The following is a 23779-nucleotide window of genomic DNA, read 5'->3' on the forward strand; positions in this document are numbered from 1 at the left end:
AGTTTTCACTTCCTATCATGCTGTCCGCATTTTCCTCTGTTTTGCCCGGATAATACTTTTCACTGCTTCTTCACAGCCCCTTGCATTGGCATGTATATCTGTTACAAACTGTACATCTTTTCCCTCATTGGCTCCAAAATGCTCCACAATGGAAGAACCGCCGCCCATAAACACCATTTTGGTCAGATCCAGATTATAATGGTTTGCCTGTATGATACCATAAATTTCCTCTGCGTAGGACTTCAAACAGTTTTTTATGACGTCCTGATACTGCTTCGGGCAGTCATAGCTTCCTGTCCTCATAAATGCTTCTGTAATATATGCCGGTACCCCTGCCCCTGTTTTGGCAATGGCTTCCTCATTGACTTTTCCGATACAGTACAAAGCTGCCTTATCTGAAATCGAATACTTCCCGTCCGGCATTCCGTCAACAAACTCTACCAGGTCGGTAGTTCCTCCACCAATATCTACTAAAAGGCAGTAACCGGGAACCGCTTCTAAAAGCGTATGGATCACCACATGCCCCTGCATAAAAACAAACACATTTTCCAACGACACATGATAATGTACCCCTTCATAACGGAAATGCAGTTCCTTTGTCTTTAACAGATATTTCTTGAAACTTTCTTTCTGCTGCTGAAATCTTCTGGGCGGCAGGGCAGCTCCCATTTTTACGGAAGCGTCTGTCAATCCCCGGAAACGCATTTCCTGCGCCAGTGCTGCAAGGGTAAGAAGATAATAATTTTCATTCTCTGTCTTATCCACACACTCCTTTTCCGGCACTTTCCCTCCCACATAATAAAACTGGTTCTGGTATTCCAAAATGTGCTCCAGGCTGTCCGGCCTTGCCTGCAAAGGCTGGATTGCTGCTGAGAATACCGTATTTGCAGTTTTCATGTTACGGTTTCCATGATCAATTCCAATAATCATTTTAGTTTCCACGTTCTTATCCTCCTGAAAGTTATAGTTTGTATTTTATCTTGTTCTCTTTGGTTCTTGACCTGTTTCTTTCTTTTCTTTGTCTATCACAGGAAGTTTTTCAAACAGTTCCCCCATCACAGCTTCCATTTCCTGAAACTTCATTTCATCTGGCATACACAGAAAAACAATCACTGCATCAGTCAGACGTTCCCCATTCTCTTTCCGGTAAAGTTCCGTATAGGAACCCCAACAACCGTCCTCACCCGCATAAAACTTTTTTGTCTTCTCATTTACTTTTATGAGGTATTCCTCGGTATCAACAAAAATTTTCCGAATGGATACTTTTTGTAGGTCGTATTTCATGCTGTCCATATAAACCGGAAGGTGTTCCTCTGGTGCAAAATAGACATACATTGTGCAATAGGTATCTCCCTCCGTCCCCATCTCCTGTAAGACAATCCCGGCTTCAAACATTTCCGGTGGAGCATAATCTACTACAAAATCCGAATCCTTACCCTGTGGAGATTTTTCAAAACGCCCTGAATCTCCAACCAGAAAATGTTTGGGGCACTGAATACGAAACCTTTCTTCCCTCATTCTGTATATTCCTCCATAATCTCACTAATATCTTTTTGAAATAACCGCTGAAGTCGGACAACTACATAGACATTGGGCTTTTGCTGTCCGTATTCAATCCTCTGATACGTCCGAAGACTGATACCCAAGACAGCCGCAAGTTCTATCTGTGTATATCCATGAGCTGTCCTGAATTTTCTTAATTTTGTTACTTTCTATCACGCTCCTTACGTCTGAGGGATAGCTTCCTGATAAGCAAACAGATTGGATATATAGCTGTTTGCTGTCAATGTGGCATTGTATAAAGCGGTAAGCAGCACTGCCCGGATATTATTGGCTTTCCTTGTACACTGCTTAATTGAGTCTATCACATACTCTACGGTAAACTTATCCAGCTTTTTATACATTCCCTGTACAATGCCAAGAGGTCGTTCTTCCTGATTTACCCTTATGGTCTTTGCATTGGACGTCAAAACATCTACTGCAAGCCCTACAATCTCATTGAGCAGTTTTCTGTCAAAAGGTCTGTCTATCCATATCGCATCATAATCAATCTGATCTTTGAACTGTTCTTCTGCTGCCTGATAGGATAAGATAGGATTATCTCTATACCCATTCCCTATTTCTGTTGTATTCTTTTGGGTACTTTCTGCTGTAGTCTTTGTAGTAATCTCTGTATTTGTCTGCCCGCTATCAGTCTGAGGTACCTCTTTGGGTATCCAGGGCTCTGTTTCCCTGTCGGGGTATGCTCCCTCTTTGAATGGTGACACCCTCTTCCTTTGGAAAGGGACAGCCCTCTCTTCTACAAAATGTATCTCTTCCTCTATGGCTGTATGGGAACTGATTTTCTCTGCTTTGGATTTCTCTCTTCTTTTTTCAAAGGAAACCGGATCTGCTCCTGTTTCTTCTGGATAAGTCAATTCTTTTAACCGGTCTACGATCAATTCCAGATACAGAACATTATTTACAACAATCCCATTCATGGAAATGGTTCTAAATACCCGTTTTACCACACCCAGCTTCTCTAAAAATACCACTGCATTTGTCGCTTCTTTTTTGGAAATCCCAAACTGTTCGCTGATCTGCTGGTAACTTCTCTGAAGAAGGTCTGACTTAAATTTCTTTCTTACCCCAATGACCTGTCCGGTTCCTTCATCTCTGATTTCTGTAGGCTTATACCAGTACACAATATCTGCCAGTATAATAATAGCTGTTAGATTTGGCTTTCCACTTTCTCTGATGATTGTCCGATACCACACCTGCGGAATGATATTTCCAGATATATTCAGTTTTGCATTTTCATCTACAATTTCATTTCCAGTGCTATAAATACCTCCATTCATACGTTTATTCCTCACTCCCCTGCTTCTTTTCTTTTTCAAATAAAGCACTTATTTCTTCATCTGCTCTTTTGCCTGCCACCAGACACGCATACAACGAAACGAGGAAAAAAATTATTCCAACAATCATAATCACCTTTATCATTGCTCTGTCCTCCCAAGAAAAAAAGGACTAAGCCAGCTAACAGAATCTTTTAACTAACCTAGTCCTTAACATATTTTTTTCAATATATTGTAACCGAATGGTTTTTCACAAACTTGACCGCCTGTGAGAATGGATATAATTTTGACAGGACCAGTAGCAATAGGTTTCTATCTTTAAGAGCCCCTGCCATTTGATTTTTACTATGAAAAATTCATTCCCGGTCTATGAATTTTCTACCTTTTATGGTATAATAGAAAAAAGACTAAATTGGCGTGAGCCCTTATTTTATAAGGAATCTGCTAACTTAGTCTTATTTTAACATAATCACCGCTGCCGGAGGTTCCCACAACGGCCACAAATTCGCCGTCATTTACAGAGAAGTTCACGCCGTCAAGGGCGCGGGTGATATTCGGCTCTGTACCGTAATACTTTTTCAGGTCGATAGTCTGTAAAATTCTCATACTCAAAACTCCTTTCAAGGCTTTCTGCCTGTTGATAAGGCTATTGTAAAACCCAAATGTCCGCGAAATGTTACAGCGGCCAAAAAATTTCATTGAAAATCGGGGGTGAAATGTTACAACGCTCGGACATTTCCGCCGAAAAACTGCCACTGGCAGCTTTATCGGCACACTGTTGCGAAAAGACTTACGGCGGGCAGCCGAGAATGACCGTCCGCCGCATTCTATTTTGTCGGCAGCATAATGGAAAATTCTGAACCCTTGCCCGGCTCCGAAACCACTTTGATATAGCCGCCTTGCCGCGTTACGATCTCGCGGGCCAGATACAGGCCAATGCCCACGCCCTGCTGTTCGTGTACTTCTTCCTCACGATAGAAGCGCCGGAAGATGGCAGCCTGATTGCTTTCGGAAATGCCCTTGCCGGTGTCGGTCACTTTGACCTCCACATACATTTCCCACAGCACCACTGACACGGCGATTTTCCCGCCTGCCGGGGTGTACTTCACTGCATTGTCCAGCAGGTTAAAGAGGGCTTCGGATGTCCACTTGCTGTCATGGAAAACGGTCAAATCCTCCGGGCAGTCCACGGACACAGCGATTTCCTTTTTCTCCGCTGCATACACAATCCCACTCATGGCCTGCGCCACGGTATCAAAGAGGCGACCCGGTTTCTTATCCAACTGGATCACGCCCGTTTCCAGCCGTGAGGTTTTCACAAGGGCCTGAAAGAGAAAGTCCAGCTTATCCGTCTGGCTGCGGATTCCCCGGATAAAGTCGGTGCGCTCCGCCTCGGTCATGGGCTTTTCCAGCAGGGTGTCCGTCGCCATTTTCAGATTGCTTACCGGCGTTTTCACCTGATGGGAAATATCCGATACAAGGGTCTGTAACTCCTGCCGTTCCTCGTCCACCCGGCGGCGGTTCTCCTGCATGATCTGGTAAAGCCTTGCCAGCCGGTGTCCGATTCTGGCAAGCTGGGTTTCGCTGTCCTCTGGCCGCTGGGGCGCTTCATTCCCGGCGATCATGTGGTCTAAGGTCTGGCACAGGTCAGCGGTAAACTGCGACAGCCGCTTTCCAAACGCCTGCGTCAGTACAAAAATCCCCACAAGGGCGCACAGTAGCAGCGCCCCGCCAGTCAGCAGCACCGCCGTCTGTTTTGTCACAAGAAACAGGGCTATGGTGATCCCGGACATGGAAAGGACAAGTCCTATTGCCACCCGGCTAAACAGCCGCTTTACCGATAGGTTTTGAAACTTCATTTTGCCTCGCCTCCCGTCCATTGATAACCCATGCCGTAAACGGTCTTGATGTAGGGCGCGCCGCCGTCGGATTCGATCTTGCTGCGAATTCGGCTAATGGAGGTTGTCAGGGTGTGTTCGTCTACAAACCTTTCGTCTATATCCCACAGCTTTTCCAAAAGCTGCCCACGGGTCAGCACTTGCCGGGGATTTTTACGGAACAGATTCAGCATTTTATATTCCATCAGGGATAGGGTCAGGGGCTTGCCGTTTAAGGAAGCCGTCTGCTCCGAGAAGTCCAGAAACAGCCGCCCGTCGTCGTAAATGTCCTTGGCCGGTTTGTGATGTTCCAGCATGGCGAACATGGCTTTGATTTTCCGCTGCAAGGCCCCGATCACAAAGGGCTTTGTGATGTAGTCCACCGCGCCCACCTCATAGCCCCGTATCTGGTCACTCTCCTGATCGTTGGCGGTCAGGAAAATTACGATGGTGTCCGGGTACTGGGGCTTTATCAGCTTGCACAGCTCAAACCCATTCCCGTCCGGCAGGTTGATGTCCAGCAGCACCAGATCAAATTCCCGCTGGCGGATGGCGTCGGCTGCGGTTCTGGCATTTAGGGCAGAAGTCACGCCGTAGCCGTCTGCGGTCAGGTTATAGGCCAACATCTTATTCAAAAAACTGTCGTCCTCGACAATTAAAATCTGCTTCATATCCTCACTTCCTTTTCTTTTTGCAAATAGTATAACAGGCAAATGTCCGAGAATTGTTACAAGGACAAATATATTTATCATTTTACAGCTTTTTTCTGTGTACTGCAATTTTATAAAAGAAAGGACAGCAGTATCAAATTGCTGTCCTTGCGGTTTATTATAGCTGGTAGTGTATAAGCGTGGGTTCATCATATTTGGTGTGGTATCTTTAACTATGGGAAACTCCACGTTCCCATTTGCTAACTGTTTTATCTGATACATATAATTTTTCAGCCAAATCCTTTTGAGTTAAATTCTTTTCCTTTCTTAATTCGGTTACAAATAAACCAAATTTTTCATTACTAATCTGATACATATATCCACCTCCTGCACACATATTATAATGAGAGCGTGCATAAATCAATCGACTAGCAGTAGAATTGCAGAATATTAGCACATAATTCATCAAATAATCTCCCCATCATGATTATTTCTATAAAGTTATATTCGAATATTTTTTAAGCCATACTATGGAATAATTAAATCGGCAACTTATAACTATGACGGAAAAAACCAGCCTTCCGAAACTTAGAAAAGATCACTTGCTATAGAATTGTAATTTGCTTCTTCTTTGACCCCTTATAAACATAAAAGCCGAACAAACAGGATTTTTCGTCCTACTTGTTCAGCTCTTATTCTACTACCTATAAATCAATTCTTTTAACACAATCTCTTCTGCTGCATTCCGGATGTTATTTACAACTCCAACCCACACCATCTGATCACGAGCTTTCAATTCTTCCGTAACGCCTTGCTTCTCCATCATCTGACGCACCAGAATACCCATCCTCTCCTGTGCTTCATCATCCACAGCATTCAGATGTTTTGTCAATCTGTCTTCCAACATATACAGAGAATACATTGCCGGACGATGCTCTTTCAGATACGTTTTCCGCAGCATTCCATATTTTCCATAATGCGGTTCTTCATCTGTACTGACAAGATTCGGATAGTAAATTCCGTCTGCTTCCAGTGTGTAGGTTCCACCCATTTTTTCAAATGTGCTTTTCATGTGTTATTCCTCCTTGAAATCAGCGATATCCTTAGATCATCGCAAAATATTTCAGGGCAGCCTTGATAGCATCTTCTTTCTCTTTCGGACACTGTGGCACTTTTGGATTTTCTGTCTTTGGCAGATTATAGTTCTCTCCTACTTCGATTCCACATTTCCTTTTGATTTGAGAAATATATAAATTTGAAACCTTCAAGCCAAATTCTTTCAGCACATAATCTTTGATTTCCTGATAGGTCGCTTTCGTCTCTGCACTGGTTGCATCCAGCTCATCTAAGTCTAAGTCGATCTCTATCGTGTCATCTGGTTTTTGTTGGGACAAAAGAACAACCGTCTCCACATGTGTCGGGACACTCCCATGAACACAAATCATTAGCCATGTCTGTGCCGCATGAACACATTTTTCCACCCACTGTTATTTCGGTTCCATCAACAACTTTTGTCAGCTTTCTCTCCATCTTAAGACACCTTATTTCCTTTCTTCAATTCCTTCTGAATTGCTTTGTAATGTTCCTTGGCATTGGGAACGGTTCCCGACTGGTTTCCCTTTAGCACAAAGGTCAGCTTGTATGGGTCGGGATTACCTTCCTCATCAAAGCCTCCAACCAGAACCTTCTCAATAATACTCTCAAACACCACTCTGTCAAATTCATCCAGCACCTGCTCACTGATTAGTGTCTCACGAAGTGCTGACATTCGCTTGCCAACATCTTTCTGTTTGTTAATTGACTCCTCCAAAAGATATCTTCTCTCAGAAAGAGTATGAAGTTTACGGGTAAATTCAAGTACCTTTTCATCATAAACTTCCTTACTTATTGTACCATCAATGAGCATATCTGTCATTCGGGATTTTTTTGATTCCAAGGAAGAAATGTCCTTATCAAGCTGTTGCTTCTTACGAACATCCTCTGCATTGTTCAAAGCCTCCTCCACATTCGACATAACTATATCCAGCACATCATCAAAATTCCCTGCCAGCAATCCAAAGGCTTCCAAAAAAGCTCCTTCCAAAATCGCCTCATCAATGGCTTTGCAATGTGGACAATTCTTAATTCCATTCTTGGTGGCATTCATACACTGCCACACAGGCTTTTCATAAATGGAACTGCTGTGCCTTGTCCTTCGGGTAAGCTTATGTCCACAATAGCTGCACTCACACATACTGCTGAAAGCATATTGACGGGTATAACGCTCCCTGTTTCCACTGGTCTCCATAATTTTATTCTTAGAACGCTTCATGCGGATGCGCTCTGCCTCATCCCACACCTCTCTGGAAACGATAGACTCATGATGGTCTCTGATATAAAACTGATCCTGCTCACCCATATTAGCAAGTCTACGCTTACTGATAGGGTCGGTAGTAAAGGTTTTTCCTAGAAGAACATCACCCTTGTACTTTTCATTCTTAATAATTCCCATCACGCCATGAGTGTGCCAGATTACTTCGCCCTTTTTATTTCTCCTGCCAAGCTCCGTCAACCGATGAGCTATGGTAGTTGTTCCATACCCCTGAAGATACAAATCATAAATCATTCGCACCGTTTCCGCCTCATACTCATTTACCGTCAGGCTCTTGTCTTCCGGGTGATAATCATAACCAAGACAGCCGTTAAAACCAATCAGTTCACCACGCTTCATTTTCATCTTAAGTCCCATGGTAACATTCTTGGATAAAGACTCAACCTCCTGCTGTGCCAGGGAACTCATAATTGTCAAAAGCATCTCTCCCTGCATATCCAAGGTGCTGATGTTTTCTTTTTCAAAAATAATACCAATATTCTTATCCTTAAGCATTCTGGAATACTGCAAGGTATCCAGCGTATTTCTGGCAAATCGGGATATGGACTTGGTCAGAATCAAATCAATCTCACCATTTAAGCATCGGTTAATCATTTCCTGAAATCCGGTTCGCTTGTCGGTCTTGGTTCCGGTAATCGCCTCATCAGCAAAAATCCCGGCATTAACCCATTCGGGATTCTCACCAATTTTCTCTTCATAATAAAGTTTCTGGGATTCAAAGCTGCCCAACTGGTCATCGTCATCCGTAGATACTCTAACATAGGCTGCCACACGAATCCTTTCCACTGTTATCGGGTTGCTTCTTACCCTGCCCCTGCTGTTAGGAGCAGTTCTTGTTGCTTCTAAAACTTGTACTTCCTGCATAATAAAATCCTCCTGTTTTAATTCTGTTATAATGAAAATGATGCCAACAACAAGTAAGTTGCCTTGTATGCTGACATCATAAATGAAAAATCAAATGTTAACGAATGTGCGGTAAAATAATTTCTACACATCCATAAAATTACGCCGCCTTTGGATCATCCTCACGAATAATGAGAAATCTGTCCATCAGCTTGTTTCTTGCTATGGTATACTCTGCTTCAGTAATTAGTTCCATACGAACCGCCTTACGAAGCAAAGCCATACACTTTGCAAATTCCATCTCCTTCGTCATCTGCTACACCTCCTCACTCTTATTTCTGCGTTATCACCTACTTTCCATAAGAAATTGGCTTATTCAAGAAAATCTCTGACAAAAGTTGTTAGACCGTTTTGGCTTCCATTCATATCCTATGCCGTCAGCGTTACAGCTGACCTTTAGCTTATCGCCTGTAGGCTACTCCTGCTCGAGTTCCTTTCCCACCCTTGACGGAAGTGTCTTCCCTCGCTCCGCTTGATTGCTCAAGTCTCTTCGCAAGGTCTGTTGACATAGAATACAGCTTATGAATCCGTTTCCGGATTGTTTTTCAAGGTTCAAATTCAATAAAGTTCGTATAGAACATTTGTTTGTAGCGTGTTATAATGGCGCTAGTGATTTCACTTGCTTGCAAGGGTGAAATCACTAGCCGGATTACAAGCTATGCTTGTAATATATTCATGTAGCTCATTCATTTGCCTGCTGGCTCGTGGCGGCTACGTTTTCATGGGTTAATGATACGAAATTCTGACCGGGATTATCATTGACGAAGACTTGACCAAAAGTTGACAAAATAGATTGGAAGTGAAAAATTGCAGAACCGCATTACCTTCTCCAACGTGATTGGAGTGTTATTGGAAAATAAAAAGAAAACCTACGCCCAGTACCGAATGATTGAGGATATCTTCTTTGACTGCTTGAGCAATATGGATTTATTTGAAAAAGATGATTTTGAGAAAAATGTTACCTACAGCAGATGGTGTACCGGTGATCGTCCCATCCCAAAAGAAATATTGTCCTTTTATGACAATGCCGGATTTGACGGTATTCAAAATAACATTCAGGATGATGTCATTCCCAACCTTATCAATGTGCCTGCCACAAGGGAATTGCTTTTGGAATTAGTTGCAGACAGTGTGGATGTAATCGGCACCAAAAAAGCCGATGAATTTGCAAGGATAACCGATGACGCAGAACTTATCACTGCCCTTATACGCTATGCCATTTTAAACGACCATGACAGCAAGCATACTCTGCTATCCCCTGACCTATCAGATATTCTGCTGAGTAACAGACTTCCTTCTGCCAACTGCTATTTTATTGGACGAAAAGAGGAACTGAAGGCTGTTGCTAAGGCATTACAGGACCATAATCCTGTATTTATCACCGGAACTGCAGGTATGGGTAAAAGTGAATTGGTAAAGACCTATGCCAAGAAGAACGAAAAGAAATACACAAATATCATTCATCTGTTTTATGGTGGTGATTTGAAGAAATGTGTTGCTCACATGGAATTTAGCGATGATACCGCTGATATGAGTGAAGAAATGCTTTTTGACAAGCATATGAGAATATTAAAAAAGCTCCACTCTGACAGTTTGATTATCATTGATAACTTCAATGTTCTGCCGAAAGAGGATGCTTTCTTCAAGGAATTTATAAAATTGAATTGCAAAATACTGGTTACCAGTCGTTGCAATATTTCACAATATGAGACGATAAAGATTTCTGAAATGGACGCAGATACTGAGCTTATAGAATTGTTTTATAAGCATTGCCCTTCTGCAAAGAGTTCTCAAGATGTGGTAAAGGAGATTATTCAGACGGTAGGTTGCCACACTCTTACGGTTTGCCTGTCTGCTTTGTCTCTGACAGCCAGTGGCATGGAGCCGGAAGAACTGCTGGCAGAGTTGAAAACCTGTGGCTTGAATATTACCTCCGGGGAAGATGTAGAACTGTATAAGGATGATGATTTTACAGACGGACTGATGATAGAGCATTTAAGCAAGCTCCTACAGCTTGGTAAATTATCCAATCAGCAATTGGACATTCTCCGCAATCTGTCCCTGCTACCGGTTTCCGGTGTAATAAAGAATAGCTTTAAGAACTGGATGAAGCTTGATAACCTCACAGATGTGAACCACCTTATTAAGTACGGATTTATCAACGAGGATACGGATAACAAGAAAATCAGCCTGCATCCGCTGTTGCAAGAAGTGATTGCTATTGAGACCATGCCAACGGTTACTGCCTGTAGTACTCTGTTGGACAACCTCCACCTTATCTGCCTGGCACATGGTTTGGAGCTACGCAGACCGGAAAATGTCATAGCCTCTCTCATCAGTGTGACGGAGCGTATTATTGTGGATGATGGAGCATATTTTCTGCTATTCTTGCAGGATGTGTTCCCATATTTGGACAAGTATCTTGTATCAGATTACCTGCCCAAACTTACTGAAAGAATCAGCTATGTTATGGAAGAATACAAGCTGGAGTCTCCTTGTGATAAGGCACTGCTACTGGATTATAAGGCAGAATGTTTTCTGTTGAAAAAGGATTATGGAAATGCAGTAAAGAAGCGTGAAAAGGCAATCAACATTATGGAAAAGCTTCATACTAAGGATGCAGATATGCGGACTACCAACCTGCTGTCCAATCTGTACAACAACCTTTCCAACACTTATCTACTGATGAAACAAGGGAATGAGGCAGCCAAAGCACTGCGTACGGCTTTTAATATCCGTATAGAATATGCCCACTTGGGACTAACCGAATCCCATGATTCCTTGCAACAAATGATGAACCTTATCAATATGCTGTTGCTGGCAAAGGATGTGGACAATGCAAAAATTGTACTGGAGCAATATGAAACCTTGGTATTGGAACATCTGTCGGATACCTCTCTGGATTATGGTATCTGTAAGCTGAGTCAGGGGATTATTGATATGATGGAAAGAAAGCCGGAAGCGGCAGAGATAAATCTGCTTGGGGCTGAGAGCATTATTGGAAATGCTGTAGGAACAGATAATGACTATATGAGGACGACCTATCGGTATCTGAATAATCTGTATGCACGGTGGAAGAAGCCGGAGAAGGCGATTGAGTATAGGGATAAGTTTCTTGGGGTGAATCGGGGGATTTCTAGGACGAAATCGAGTAGGAGGCGGTGACTAACCGCCGTCCTCTCACAGCACCGTACGTACCGTTCGGTATACGGCGCTTTCAATAGTTGACGTGCACAGACTGATAGGCTGTGGCTAAATCGTAAAAGCCAGAGACCGTTTCAAGTTTTGTATAAACGTTAAAAACTGATATAAGATTTGTGAATAGTTACAAATGGGCAGAGCCGCTGTTTATCAGTCTTTCTTGTACGGTCTACCACTGTTGGTATGCCAAACTTTCGCACACCACCATCTGCTTTGGGAATCTCAACTCGTCTTACTGGAGACGGAGTGTACTTTCCACGATAAATGCGGTCGGTTATCTCTTGTTGATGTTCCCTTAGATATGGAAGAGCCTCTTCAACGGTCATGCCATCAATTCCTGGCGCTCCCTTGTTTGCCTTAACTCTCTTGTACGCTCTGTTAAAGTTGTCTTTATACAGTATCGCTTCCAAAAGTCTCGGCTGTGCACTGTCTCTTTCTTTCCATATCCGATTGAATGACCTAGACGCTTTCACATACCCTTCATGTTCCGCATTATCTCTTTGCGAACAGCCATTGTTTTCAATGTTTTCTGCCATAGACGGTCATTCCTCCTTTCTCGGTCATACTCAAGACTCCTACTGATTCGGTCCTTCACCTCTCGGCTACTATGACCTCTGCTGACTTCTGTGCGTTCAGCATTGCTTTATGCAATGGTTACCTCTTTCAAGGCGTACCGCACAGACCTCCCTAGGTACCACACGTTTCTTCCTCTCCATCCATCTGCCTCATTTATCATGCATGATTCCGTGTAGTTATTGGGCTTCGATTTGATATGCAACCTTACCCTCATGCATAACCTCATATAAGATTTCTGTCCGTCAGACCAGAGATTTGCCCGTGAGTTAGTATGTTCCTCACATCCAGCTTCCTTCAGATTCCATCTCACGATGGACACCCTTGCTTTCGGCTATATCCTTCCACTACCGGGCGGATTCGGGGCTTTAACCCGTTAGAAACGTGCGCCGCTAGGTGCACATAGTCTAATAGCAGTTGTTGCGGAAATTGCAACAACTGCTCAAAAAGTCTTGATTTTTCATCACTGATGACCCATAGTGAGCATCGGTGTACCCACGGAAACTCGCGATACCCGTGTGCGTAGAAAAATTCATACATGCCCCACCCATTATATAAATACAGTAAAAGTTGTATCAACTCCCTAATAGTAACGCTTTACATATATGTATCTATATTTCCTTGTGGAATATGGAAAATTATTACAAACCACTACACATTTTAAGACAGACACTTAACAAACAAATATGCACTCTCACAATATTAATCTTATATCTATATTTAAATATGTACATAGGGAATATCCCCATGATTCATATTTCCCACATATCCTAATTCAATAATTCTAGAAGAAAAATTTTCAAGTATTTTATATAATTGTTCTACCATCTCTTTAGTATAATAATTTGTTTCTTCGCTTTCAGAATTGAATACACCAATTATTTTTCCACCATATTTAATTGGTAATACTAATTCTGAACGTGTCTGAAAAACTGCACAATAATAATCTTTTTCTTTCTTTACATCATCTATTAAAATATTATTTCCTGTTACATACGATTTTGCCATAAGCCCGTCCATAGCAACCAAGCGATATCTTTGTTTATACAGCACAATATCATCTGCAAACACCATTAATCCTGTTTGATGGCTATCTGTCTTTACTCCTAACGCAATTTGATTATAATCAGTTCTCGTTACATTATGTAATCTCTCAATAGCATTCTTTAACAAAATATCAAATCGGTGGCACATATCAAAGATATTCAAACAGTAATCTGGATATATCCATTCAATTAATTCTTTAAAATCATTCTCATACAACTTCTGAAAATTTTTACCATTTTCATCAGACAAAAACTGTAAAAATTCTCCCATATCCTTTCTATATATTTGTCCAATAATCTTAAGATCTTTTGTTGCTTCACTAGTTGCTTCATAATCTCCTATATTACTCATCATTTGCTGTAACTTATCAAACTTTTCTTTCCAAAACCCAATATATTCAAGTCTTGCCTCAGCACCTCCATAAATATTGGGTCCTATTTTTTCAGGAATATTTTCGCCATAATACTTTCTTTCATTTTCACTCAACACAACAAACAATAATTTATCTTTATAATGATGGTCCTTAATTATTTCCCCTACTTCATACATACACGCTTGTCTCTTTAAGTATGTATCACTTACAACAGTTAGAACATAATCATGTTCTTGAATTGTATCCATAAATTCCTTAAAGCTATCTTTATACTTTAACCCTGTATAACGTGAAACCTTAATCTTATCTTGCAATTTTTCACGAATCTTGTCTTCAATAATATCCACTATAGGTGTGTCACACTCCGTATATGAAATAAACAAAGTCGATAATCTTTTTGCTTCCTCTATTTGTCTTACTTCTACACTATTGTTTTGAAAGCAATAATATACATTATCCACTAATATCTTTTGTTTCGCCCTCTCAACTTTGATAACAAAAATATTTTTTCCTGAAACATTAACATATCCGTATCCAAATTGACAAGTGCCATCTAAATTCTTGTCTACAGAATTCATAATAGATTTCATATCAAATGCAAGCTGAAGACCCTTTGGCTTCAATAGCCCATTATCCTTTTCAACCCCAACTAATATATACCCTCCATTAACATTGGCTAATCCACATATGAATTTTGCCAATTCTCCTGGGCGTAGTTCCAAGGCTCTACATATCAAATTTTCAGTCACACTATTGCATATAATATTTTCAATTTCCTTTTCATTTAGTCTCATGTTATATTCCTCTCAGCGGTATTCTATTAAGTCCGGTTAGTTTAATCATCTTTCCAAATGTGATTTTCTGTGGTTCACTCTTTCCATCCTCTACCCATAGTTCCCAATCCATTGTATAATCCAGCAAATCTTTTTCTGTCTCATAATATATTCGAACTTCTCCACCATCAGACGGGCGTGCCAATAAAAAGATTTCTTTTCCATCTTTCTTTATGATAAATATTGTATTGGCTATTTGACGCATTTCAGTAATGTCATACTCTTCTTTACTATTTAAATGCAAAAGAATATTATTTTTTGACCGCTCTAATATAGTTTGAAGATACTCATATGTACCTGCATCATGCTTTGACTTTCTGATATACTTACTTGCAAAATCCGGGTAGGAGAAGGCTTTTTCCAGTGCATCTTCAGAATCAATTCCCAATTGTAGCAATACCTCTTCTGTTAATTCAATTCTATCATCACTAACTTCGGTACATTGTTCCTGACTTTTGCCAATAAGCTCCTCCAACTTTTCCGGACTGGATATGTTGTACTTTTCCATGAGTTGATTAAATGTCTCTGCCTGCTTGATAGTTCTAGCAATTTCTTCATCGTCATAAAGATAATGCTTGTTTTCACACAAATTTGGCAAAATGCTCCTTGCCTTTTCCTCATTGTCACATATCCACACCAATAATCTTTTAAAATATGTTCTTACTTCCTCCTCTTTAGAAGTTCTGTTTTGATTAACATATTTTATAATAACCTGAGATACATCTATATCATTTTTCCATCGGCTTTCCGGCAATTCCAAATAAATGTTTTTCATAAGCAAGTCTGACTTGATGTCATATCCTGCACAAACAGCTAAATCTTTTAGCGTTTCATCCATTTCATTGTCCAAAAATATGTCATCCTTTATCATGAACCTACCATTCTGATTCGGTAAGATCGGCTTCGTAGATTTATTTATAAGATTATCATAGCCTTGTCCTAAAACAAATTCTACAAATTGTGCCAATAATCTCACTGCTTCATCAAAAGATATTTCCATATATTCTGCAAATTTCTGAATACATTCACACTCACTAATTCGGTCTGCCACACGAGTTATTGTATGTTTCAATGCATCCTGCAATATTCTCTCAGAAATTACCGACACCTTTATCATTTGATTATCCATTTTCAAAATTGCATTTGCAAATTGACATATTTGCCTATGTATTACTAATCTATCATTTTCCCCTGTATACATATATGCCATACGAAACAATACATTGCTTTTAAGTTCCTTCTCTGCATCATCCAACTTATCTTCAATAAGTTTTAAAATCTGCTCATTACCATATTCTTCGAATTGAAACCAATCTCTGTTTCTGAACTCCAAATCAAGCAACCAATCCCTACAATCAATTCCAAGAAACTTTAGAATCTCCTTATATTCATTTAAGATATCTTTATCAAAATATAAATTTGTCGTGCAAGAAAATATACCATTTTGATTTGGAATAATATTAATCCTCTCTGACGCAATATATGTCTGAAAACTTTTATTCTCTTCTATCAGATTAAAAAACTGCGATAACCATGAATGCCAATCAGTTCCTCTCATGTATTCCTGAAGTTTTACAACATTCCCATACTCCTCTATCTGCTTTATCAATGATTTAAAATTGTACTTATTACAATTATTCCACAGGGAATTATACCAATTGTGCATATCTTCCCTACACGGAATCTTTTCTGGCATTATAACACTAAGCAAATCCCATTCTTTTTCACGTATTTCCTCTTTGGATTCAGAAATTATAAATACCTGTTCATATTCAAAATCATCTTGCAATGCCATCATTGATCCATTACCGGTACAGATAATCGGTGTGTGCAAAATAGTATACTTACAATTATTGACAATATCCTCCAACCATTCATTGTCATACCAATTTTTGCTACCATACGAATTGATTTTTGTTATGTTATAGATTCCGTTCCATCTTTTCTCTGCTACATACTCTAGTAACTTTTTATATAATTCACATGCCCTTTCAATAATATCTCGATTTTGCTGTATTTCATCATCAATCTTTGACCTTGACTGACATGTCAAAAAAATGCCATCTCTGGGTTCTGTCGGATTAAAATCTCTGGCACAGACTAACACTGGAAATGGGAAATCTTCTGTTCCGATTAAAGGGAAATCGCAAAACAACCTTGATTGCTGCTTTGCATAAGGCATGATATACCATCCACTTTCTCCGCCTTCTAAAGCAATAGATATTGTTGTATTCTCTTCTGTTAAATTTAAAATATATATCTTCTTAGTTTCTGTACTTGATACATATATGATTTCATGAACTAATGAATTAGCTAAACCACAATTGTATTGCCTGCTATATTTATAATTTTCTCCTGTAGCTTCAAGTGTAATCTCCTCTATATCACTAAGCATTGACAAGACAAATGGTGCTGACACTCTCAAATTCTCAATCCCTTGCTGAGCCACCTCAATCCCATCCTCATCAAGTTCGTACTCAAATATGGTATTATATGCATATTTATCATAGTCACTTACCAGCATTGACTGACATTCCTGCAATTGACTCACAGCTTTTTCCAATGCCGCAATAATTTCTTTTTTATCATGACCAGTCCTATCCAATGAAATCCGAAAGCGAGAGTAATTCTCAGGTTCTGTCTCTAAAATACCTGATATATTAACTATCTCTGATAATAAATGTGTTGTCAGAAATCCTGTTCCAAACTTCCCACTGGTTCTTTCCGTTTCATCATCTCTATCCTTTGATGAAGATTGATTGATAAGTGACATGACATTTGCAAGAGAAAATGCTCTTCCATTATGTCTGAAAATAACCCTTTTATTACTTTCATCTAAATCAATACGAATTTTTACCTTGCCGCTATCATTGCAAACATCCTTTGCATTTTGACACAATTCCCAAATCCATCTCTTAACGCTATCCTCATTATTGTTATAACGTTGTCTCTGAAGTAATTGCAATATACGATTAGCAGCTCCTGTTCTCAATGAATTATTATCTTCTTCTTGTATATTTCTTAGAAATTGTTCTTTATCCATATCTTCTCCCACAAAAAGACCTCATGCCTTTTTTAATCGACATGAGGTTTCAATACATTATAAATCCGTTCTATTATCACATCGATTTCAAACTGTTATTATATTTGTATCAATTATTCAACATATACACCCAATTATTGATACTTTTCCACACCTTCAATACTTATTTTCTCATCATAATCAAAAACAATTCCCACGCTATATCTTGCTCTTGTAATTGCAACGTAAAATTGAGACTTTGTTTTCGGTTGCAATGTCTTTGAATGGTCCTTCATCCAGCTTCTCATTGTTCCAGTTGGATAAATCAAGACTCTATCATATGTTAATCCTTTAGCCTCACCCATATTTATTACTGCATATCTATCATTCACTTTTACTGTTCTCTTCTCCCTAAGTTGCATTGGCTTAAATTCTTCTAAATATGCATCAACATCATCTGGTCTTACTAAAAAAACTCCGTCATGCCCTGTAACCGCAAATTGCTTTGTTCCAGTTTCACCATATTCTTCATACAACTGCGATGAATATGAACAAATACTTTGGTTATTTCTGTAAGAATCATTCAAAGTCTCTTTATCAATAATGCAACCTGGTTTTTTGCACTCAGTTTTAATAAATTCTTCTATCTTACCATTTGCATATTTCTTATACTTTGCTTCGTTATGCGTATGATATGTTACCTGTCTGGGGTCTCCTACCATTGTCACATCACACTCCGCTTGCAACAGACTTTTTATGATGTCTAAATCATATCCCGCTAAATCTTGAATTTCATCTACATATATCTTAGGATAAATCCTGCTAATTCTTTGCGAAACTCTGCCTTTAGTTTCCTTTTCACAACGGCATACAAATTTTGCAATCTTATCTGAATACATTTTCATCCCATCCGTGAAATAGAATTTTCTATAGTCATCTTCTGCAAAATATACCGGACCATATTTCCCATCATATTTTTTTCCAGACTTTTCATTGACTAATATCATGCCGTTAATCTTATCATCTAAGACCACTCCCTGAAATGGTCGAACCCCGTGCTGCAAAAGAAAAGAGTACCATGTTTGTATGGTAACATTATGCGGAACAAAACCATTGAGTTCTACAATTTTTTTTCGGATTTCCAATTCATTAGCAATAGTGTATGTTGTTATTAATACACTGTCCGATTGTTGCATCGCTTGTCTGACCAAATATGTAGTTTTACCAGATCCTGCAGCCGCAATTATCAATCTATTTACCATCTGATAGCCTCCAAAATATATTCCGGTATTTCTATCTGTTCAGAAGATTCGAATATTCTCAATGCGCATTCTGTTTTGTTATGCTTCATAAATTTCCTCAAATCATCCTCATTTGTATAATCAGTACCGAAAATTTGATTTAACTTATCTAAGCCATTAACTTTCAGCAGTTTCGGTTCCAAAGTATTGTAATTATAATCACTCTTGCCAATCTTAAGTGTCCCTGTATCCACAACGTCATCAACACATATCTTTATATATTCTTTCCGCTTTGCACCTATATAATTTGCATACTTTTTGTTAATAGCTGCCATATCACCATCGTTATCTGTAACAACTGCAATTTTTGTTTGAATACAATCTGCAATCTCAAGGAAACGCAAAAATGATACACCCACGGAAATCACTTCTATTCCATCCTCTATCGGCAAACGCCCATCATTAAGTTGCATATATGCTTTCTGAATCACCAGTTCATCCGAATCTCCTTCACACAAGATGGTTTTCTTACATAAAATCATTCGTAACGTATCATAACCAGCCACCTTCTTAAAGAAATTATATGTATCTTCCGGCAACTCAGAAAATCTTGTAATTCTCAGGTTATCAAGCAGCATCACTTTTCCTAACCCTAACTTATTTGCGACGAAACTACTATGCGTTGAAATAAGTATTTGTTTTTCTGCATATTGTTCCGAAATACATTTAATCAACTGATTCAATCTTGTATGTGACAAATGATTTTCTGGTTCTTCTAACAAAATAATACTTGCATTTTGCGAAGTACGTTTTGCTAATGCCAGTTCTGTCTTAACAACACATTGCTCTCCTTTTCCTACATAATGAAATGGTATCTCATCCAATTGTGTAACAAGACTATTTTCCCAAGCATTCTTTGTAACCAATTCTACAGATAACGCAATCTTTTTGTCTGTCAAACTAGCATCTTGATTTATTTTATTATTAATAGCCTCTATTGATGGATCATTAATAAAAGTATCCCTCATTTTTCTATGTGCTTGTGCAATAGATGTTATATCTTCCGGTTCCAATGAGCCTTTTATAATTCTCGACAAATACAAATCATTTCCACTTTGATATCTATATTCAGATGAATCAATCAAACATGATTTATAAGGTATGCTACGTGTTGTAATTATATCTCTGGCAAAGGTTGTCCAAGTGATATCATAATATTCAATCGGCAAGCTTTTAACATCTCCCTGTTGGACTAATGCTTCATATTCATCTGCATATTTGTCATTAAATGCAATTTTGAAACAAAATCCTTCTGCACTGTTATCTTTATCTGAATTCGCATCACCATTCATCAAAGGATTTTCAGCTCCACCAAAGAAAATTTCTATTGTTATGTATGGAAGTTCAATAGGGGCTGTATTTAACGATGTAATATACTCATCAACTGCCTCTTTATTAAAAATATACTGTGAAATCTCATTCCATATACTCTTTCCACTAATAATTCCGGTCAGTGCCAAATTTATAGCTTCGAGTATTGTTGATTTCCCTGCTTCATTATCTCCAACAACAATATTCAATCCTTCTTCAAGAGTAATTTCAAAATCTCTGTAACATTTAAAATTATGAATTTTGACTTTTCTAATAAACATTCTGTTACCTCCCAATATTTCACATATACAGTTTTGCAAGGAGCTTCTTTTTATCATAAGAATATATGGTGTTTTCACTCTTCGTTTACAATCACTCATAAATCCATGATTTCATTTCTATGCTTTCCTCTAAAATACTATTTCTACCTTCTTTTCCATACCCATCAGCTTCATATATTACCATGTGTATATATTGCTTGTGTTCTTTCCTTTGATACTTTGTAAAATAGATGCCAATGTTATAGAATCCGCTTCCCTTTTTCACTATTTCCTTATCTGGAATTTCAAAATACTTACTATTACAATTGATTCTGTCTTTGACAATTTCACTCATAGGAGAGTCAAATAGAAAAGTGCGATAGATTGATATTGCTTCCTGATATCTAATCATAGCATAGGGTATATTGTATTTATTAACAGCTTTATAACTATACGCTCGAGAATCCATAAACACCTCATACATATGGTCCATTTCTTTATTCGTTAGATTTACTCCCACTATACCTCTAATATTCTGCTTTATTTTTCTCCAATTCTTTTCGATAATTTCCTTTATTTCTTCAGACTCTTCCGTTTTTGTTCTTATTTCCGTATTTCCCAATGGCGATGGCTTATATAATGAGCAGTTTTTCATCTCTGCTTCATTCCAATATGGAAAACCTTCTACAGCTCGTCCTGTATGCTTCCCATAAAGGGTTACTTTACGGGTTACATTCTGCATCATTTCTTCTCCATACATATTTACAATCTGTATAGGATTTCCGCATTCTGGGCAAATCGCATACAAAGAAAGTCTTTTATCCTTTTTTGTTCTGTAGTAAGGATACTCATGGCATGTCTGTTTTTCAAATTCATCTACCGAAAGTTTCAGTGCTTTTCCTTTTTCTATTGCAAAAACATCCATATCATCATACCTCCACATATTCAATCTGTCATTCTTCTCTACTCTTTACCAATTCATAAAACTATTAAGTATTGCCATCCCGCCATAGAACAAATCGAACATAAAAATCTGAGATTTCAGAGTTCTACTTGCGTTATAGTATATCAATAAGTAACATATTATCTATTGCTTTGATAAACATTCAACATCTTTACCCTTTCTAAGTCATTTTACGGATTTACATTTCCTACACATATACTGTCTTACCCTTTATCTCCCCCACCAGTTCATGCACCGTCGTACAAGGACACATTTCTGATGGCTTTGTCTTACCTTCTCTTTTACACTGTTCCAGTTTCTGCTGTGCTATCTGGATTGCCTTTTCCTCGTCACCAGCTTTGCAGAGTTTTCCATACATCTGCTCATCTGCCTTGGAATACTTTTGCCCGGTCTTGGTTTCATACACTCGTCCAAAATCTGCGCAACAAGTCCAAGATTCTTGGATTGCCGGCATGGAACCAAAATAGGCATACATCCATATTTCAAAACATGGATTAGACCAGCCCGCTTGTACTCCTTTATCCTCTGCCTCTTTTATAATCTCATCAAACCCTTGTACTTGGTCTCTGTCAAACACAATCCAAGGAATACGATATTGTGCATCATAAGCAGTGAGTTCCAAACATTTATCAATCATGGTACGAGTCTTTGTTTCTACCACCTTTATTACAAGCTTATTTCTCACATCTTCCGGCAATGCCTGATGAAGACCAGTAAAGAAGCAGCATTCCGTAGCCTCTGTATCCGTAACAATCAAATAGTAGCCCAATTCCGGCACCTTGAATTGTTTTCTCTGGTCTCTCTTTTTTCTATTACCTGTTCTGTCCTTTTTCGCCATACTCAATCCTCCTTAAAAATATCAATACTCCTTAAGGTAGGAATCGCACCGTACTTTCCAATTAGGTAATTCTTCTCATAGCTTTCATCCTTACGGATACGAGAACCATCCTCATCCACGAAGTCAGCCAATGAGTAAAGTGTGGATACGCCTCTTTCATCCTTTTCCACAAACCAGATTTCGTCACGACGCAACAACTGGTTAGACAACTGCCATGTATCGTGGGTTGTAAATACAAGTTGTGCATGGTTAGTGTTTATCTCCGGATTCAAGAATGTAAGCAGGAAATTCCTTACAAGTAACGGATGCAAACGTGCATTTAATTCATCGATGAAGAATACGCTCCCCTTCTCCAACACTTCTTGCAATTCCGGATATAACGCAAACATCTTCAAGGTTCCAGCGGACTCCAATCCTAGAGGAATTTCCGCCATTTCATCAGAATCAATCATCTTGTGTAGTGCGTTAATCTTGTATCTTTCTTCCTTACTTTCAGCCTCCTGAGGAACCTTTTCAATTCTAAAATCCTTGATATGTTCATCAAAGGATGCGAAATATTCCACAACTTTCTGCTGCACATCCTTATCTTCCACAAATCCTTTAGGCAATCTGCGTGACATAAAGAAATTAGTAAAAGGGTCCCCAAAATCAGCAAACTCATTAGCAAGGAACCAATCCCTGATTGCCTTACACTTACCAATCTTAAGCTTTGCTCCCAAAGATATAATAAGCACCTGCTTTTCCAATGCCACCTGAATATTATCCCTGCTACTCTTAGGAAAACCGGACAAATCAAGCTCCTCGTCTGTAGTTCCACGATAAAATACAGTGCTGTACTTTCTTGCAGTCTTTGCCTTGGAATTAAGCCACTCTTCCGTTACACCTTCCTTGTTGATACAGAAACCATAGTTATAAGTTCTTTCAGACTTATCACCATGCAATGTGAAATACACTTCAAAGCTGGATTCTGCTTCAGCAGATGTGGAATCAAACAAAAACGGAGTCGGTCTGAACTCCTCAAACTTTTCCTCTTCATCCCCATACTTAAAAGAATCTGCAACATAATCAGACATATATTCAAAAGCATTATATATATTAGACTTTCCGCTTGCATTTGCACCATAAATGGCAGCAACCGGCAAAATCTTCTCGCTACCAACAGTCACCACTCTGTCTGAAAACTCAGTCACCTTTGCCGCAGACAAATCCAAAGTAGCCTCTTCTCTGAATGATTTGAAATTTTTGAAATTAAATTGAATTAACATGATTGCTACCTCACCTTCTTTTCTACTTTCTATTATATACAGTTTTTCTCAAAAATCAACGTTTATATGTGAATTTATCTCACTTATATGTATTTTATTTGTAAGTGCAAAATAATTCGACGGATTGTGTTGCCCTAAAAAATATCCCATAAT

At 39.0% G+C, this 23779-nt stretch carries 17 protein-coding genes and 5 pseudogenes; 1 reads left to right on the top strand and 21 read right to left on the bottom strand.

Translation table 11 applies throughout. The annotated features are described in order from the left end of the window. Positions 1–15 precede the first annotated feature (15 nt). From DXB83_RS13815 to DXB83_RS16590, 13 genes and pseudogenes are all read right to left on the bottom strand, one after another. Complete coding sequence (locus tag DXB83_RS13815) at positions 16–942, bottom strand: ParM/StbA family protein (RefSeq protein ID WP_117688059.1); 927 nt, start codon at positions 940–942, stop codon at positions 16–18. 33 nt (positions 943–975) lie between these two features. Further along, the gene (locus DXB83_RS13820) at positions 976–1518 is read right to left on the bottom strand and encodes a hypothetical protein (RefSeq protein WP_117689839.1); all 543 of its coding nucleotides are present in this window, start codon (positions 1516–1518) and stop codon (positions 976–978) included. Continuing rightward, a pseudogene (locus DXB83_RS17300) lies at positions 1515–1691 on the bottom strand (helix-turn-helix transcriptional regulator); the annotation flags it as partial. The gene DXB83_RS13820 and the pseudogene DXB83_RS17300, both read right to left, overlap by 4 nt. 33 nt (positions 1692–1724) lie before the next feature. Beyond that, positions 1725–2840 (bottom strand): DUF6017 domain-containing protein, encoded by a 1116-nt coding sequence (locus DXB83_RS13830; protein ID WP_055056112.1) that lies wholly within the window; start codon positions 2838–2840, stop codon positions 1725–1727. A 4-nt stretch (positions 2841–2844) separates the two neighbouring features. Continuing rightward, on the bottom strand, positions 2845–2982 hold the full coding sequence (locus tag DXB83_RS16585) for a hypothetical protein (protein WP_155512674.1): 138 nt from the start codon (positions 2980–2982) through the stop codon (positions 2845–2847). Between the two features lie 326 nt (positions 2983–3308). Beyond that, a pseudogene (locus DXB83_RS17305) lies at positions 3309–3536 on the bottom strand (ABC transporter ATP-binding protein); the annotation flags it as partial. A gap of 128 nt (positions 3537–3664) precedes the next feature. Then, positions 3665–4696, bottom strand: a complete 1032-nt coding sequence (locus DXB83_RS13840) for a sensor histidine kinase (protein WP_118697765.1) — start codon at positions 4694–4696, stop codon at positions 3665–3667. Then, positions 4693–5385, bottom strand: a complete 693-nt coding sequence (locus DXB83_RS13845) for a response regulator transcription factor (RefSeq protein ID WP_064786815.1) — start codon at positions 5383–5385, stop codon at positions 4693–4695. Before DXB83_RS13845 ends, DXB83_RS13840 begins: the two co-directional genes overlap by 4 nt. Before the next feature lie 217 nt (positions 5386–5602). Next, positions 5603–5761: pseudogene (locus tag DXB83_RS13850) on the bottom strand (helix-turn-helix domain-containing protein); the annotation flags it as partial. 303 nt (positions 5762–6064) lie between these two features. Continuing rightward, positions 6065–6436 (bottom strand): TnpV protein, encoded by a 372-nt coding sequence (locus DXB83_RS13855; protein ID WP_118660637.1) that lies wholly within the window; start codon positions 6434–6436, stop codon positions 6065–6067. 31 nt (positions 6437–6467) lie between these two features. Next, positions 6468–6779 (bottom strand): annotated as a pseudogene (locus DXB83_RS13860) (23S rRNA (uracil-5-)-methyltransferase RumA); the annotation flags it as partial. Positions 6780–6895: 116 nt separating this feature from the next. Next, positions 6896–8599 (bottom strand): recombinase family protein, encoded by a 1704-nt coding sequence (locus DXB83_RS13865; RefSeq protein WP_118660639.1) that lies wholly within the window; start codon positions 8597–8599, stop codon positions 6896–6898. Positions 8600–8738: 139 nt separating this feature from the next. Next, positions 8739–8891 (bottom strand): hypothetical protein, encoded by a 153-nt coding sequence (locus DXB83_RS16590; RefSeq protein ID WP_158579607.1) that lies wholly within the window; start codon positions 8889–8891, stop codon positions 8739–8741. Positions 8892–9445: 554 nt separating this feature from the next. Between DXB83_RS16590 and DXB83_RS13870 the strand changes: the two genes are divergently transcribed. Further along, positions 9446–11803 carry an ATP-binding protein gene (locus tag DXB83_RS13870; RefSeq protein WP_118660641.1) on the top strand — a complete coding sequence of 786 codons (2358 nt, stop codon included), beginning with the start codon at positions 9446–9448 and terminating at the stop codon, positions 11801–11803. A 167-nt stretch (positions 11804–11970) separates the two neighbouring features. On the opposite strand, the pseudogene DXB83_RS13875 reads toward DXB83_RS13870, so the two are convergent. The 8 genes and pseudogenes from DXB83_RS13875 to DXB83_RS13915 form a co-directional block, all read right to left on the bottom strand. Beyond that, positions 11971–12375 (bottom strand): annotated as a pseudogene (locus DXB83_RS13875) (group II intron reverse transcriptase/maturase); the annotation flags it as partial. A 757-nt stretch (positions 12376–13132) separates the two neighbouring features. Continuing rightward, entirely contained in the window at positions 13133–14626 is a 1494-nt protein-coding gene (locus tag DXB83_RS13885; RefSeq protein WP_118660792.1) for a TIR domain-containing protein, read from the bottom strand. A 1-nt stretch (position 14627) separates the two neighbouring features. Continuing rightward, on the bottom strand, positions 14628–17708 hold the full coding sequence (locus DXB83_RS13890; protein ID WP_118697766.1) for an ATP-binding protein: 3081 nt from the start codon (positions 17706–17708) through the stop codon (positions 14628–14630). 134 nt (positions 17709–17842) lie between these two features. Further along, positions 17843–18949: a UvrD-helicase domain-containing protein gene (locus tag DXB83_RS13895; protein WP_118697767.1), complete on the bottom strand. Its 1107-nt coding sequence runs from the start codon at positions 18947–18949 to the stop codon at positions 17843–17845. Further along, positions 18943–20580: an ATP-dependent nuclease gene (locus DXB83_RS13900; RefSeq protein ID WP_118660786.1), complete on the bottom strand. Its 1638-nt coding sequence runs from the start codon at positions 20578–20580 to the stop codon at positions 18943–18945. The genes DXB83_RS13895 and DXB83_RS13900 overlap by 7 nt, the downstream gene beginning before the upstream one ends. A 91-nt stretch (positions 20581–20671) precedes the next feature. Then, positions 20672–21484, bottom strand: coding sequence for a hypothetical protein (locus tag DXB83_RS13905; RefSeq protein ID WP_118660784.1), 813 nt, complete (start codon positions 21482–21484; stop codon positions 20672–20674). A 226-nt stretch (positions 21485–21710) separates the two neighbouring features. Further along, entirely contained in the window at positions 21711–22361 is a 651-nt protein-coding gene (locus DXB83_RS13910) for an RloB family protein (RefSeq protein WP_118660782.1), read from the bottom strand. Positions 22362–22363: 2 nt separating this feature from the next. Next, positions 22364–23626 (bottom strand): AAA family ATPase, encoded by a 1263-nt coding sequence (locus DXB83_RS13915; protein ID WP_118660780.1) that lies wholly within the window; start codon positions 23624–23626, stop codon positions 22364–22366. Positions 23627–23779: the final 153 nt, after the last annotated feature.

Origin of the sequence: Blautia sp. OM06-15AC (assembly GCF_003481425.1) — a bacterium.
In the GTDB taxonomy this organism is placed as follows: domain Bacteria; phylum Bacillota; class Clostridia; order Lachnospirales; family Lachnospiraceae; genus Fusicatenibacter; species Fusicatenibacter saccharivorans.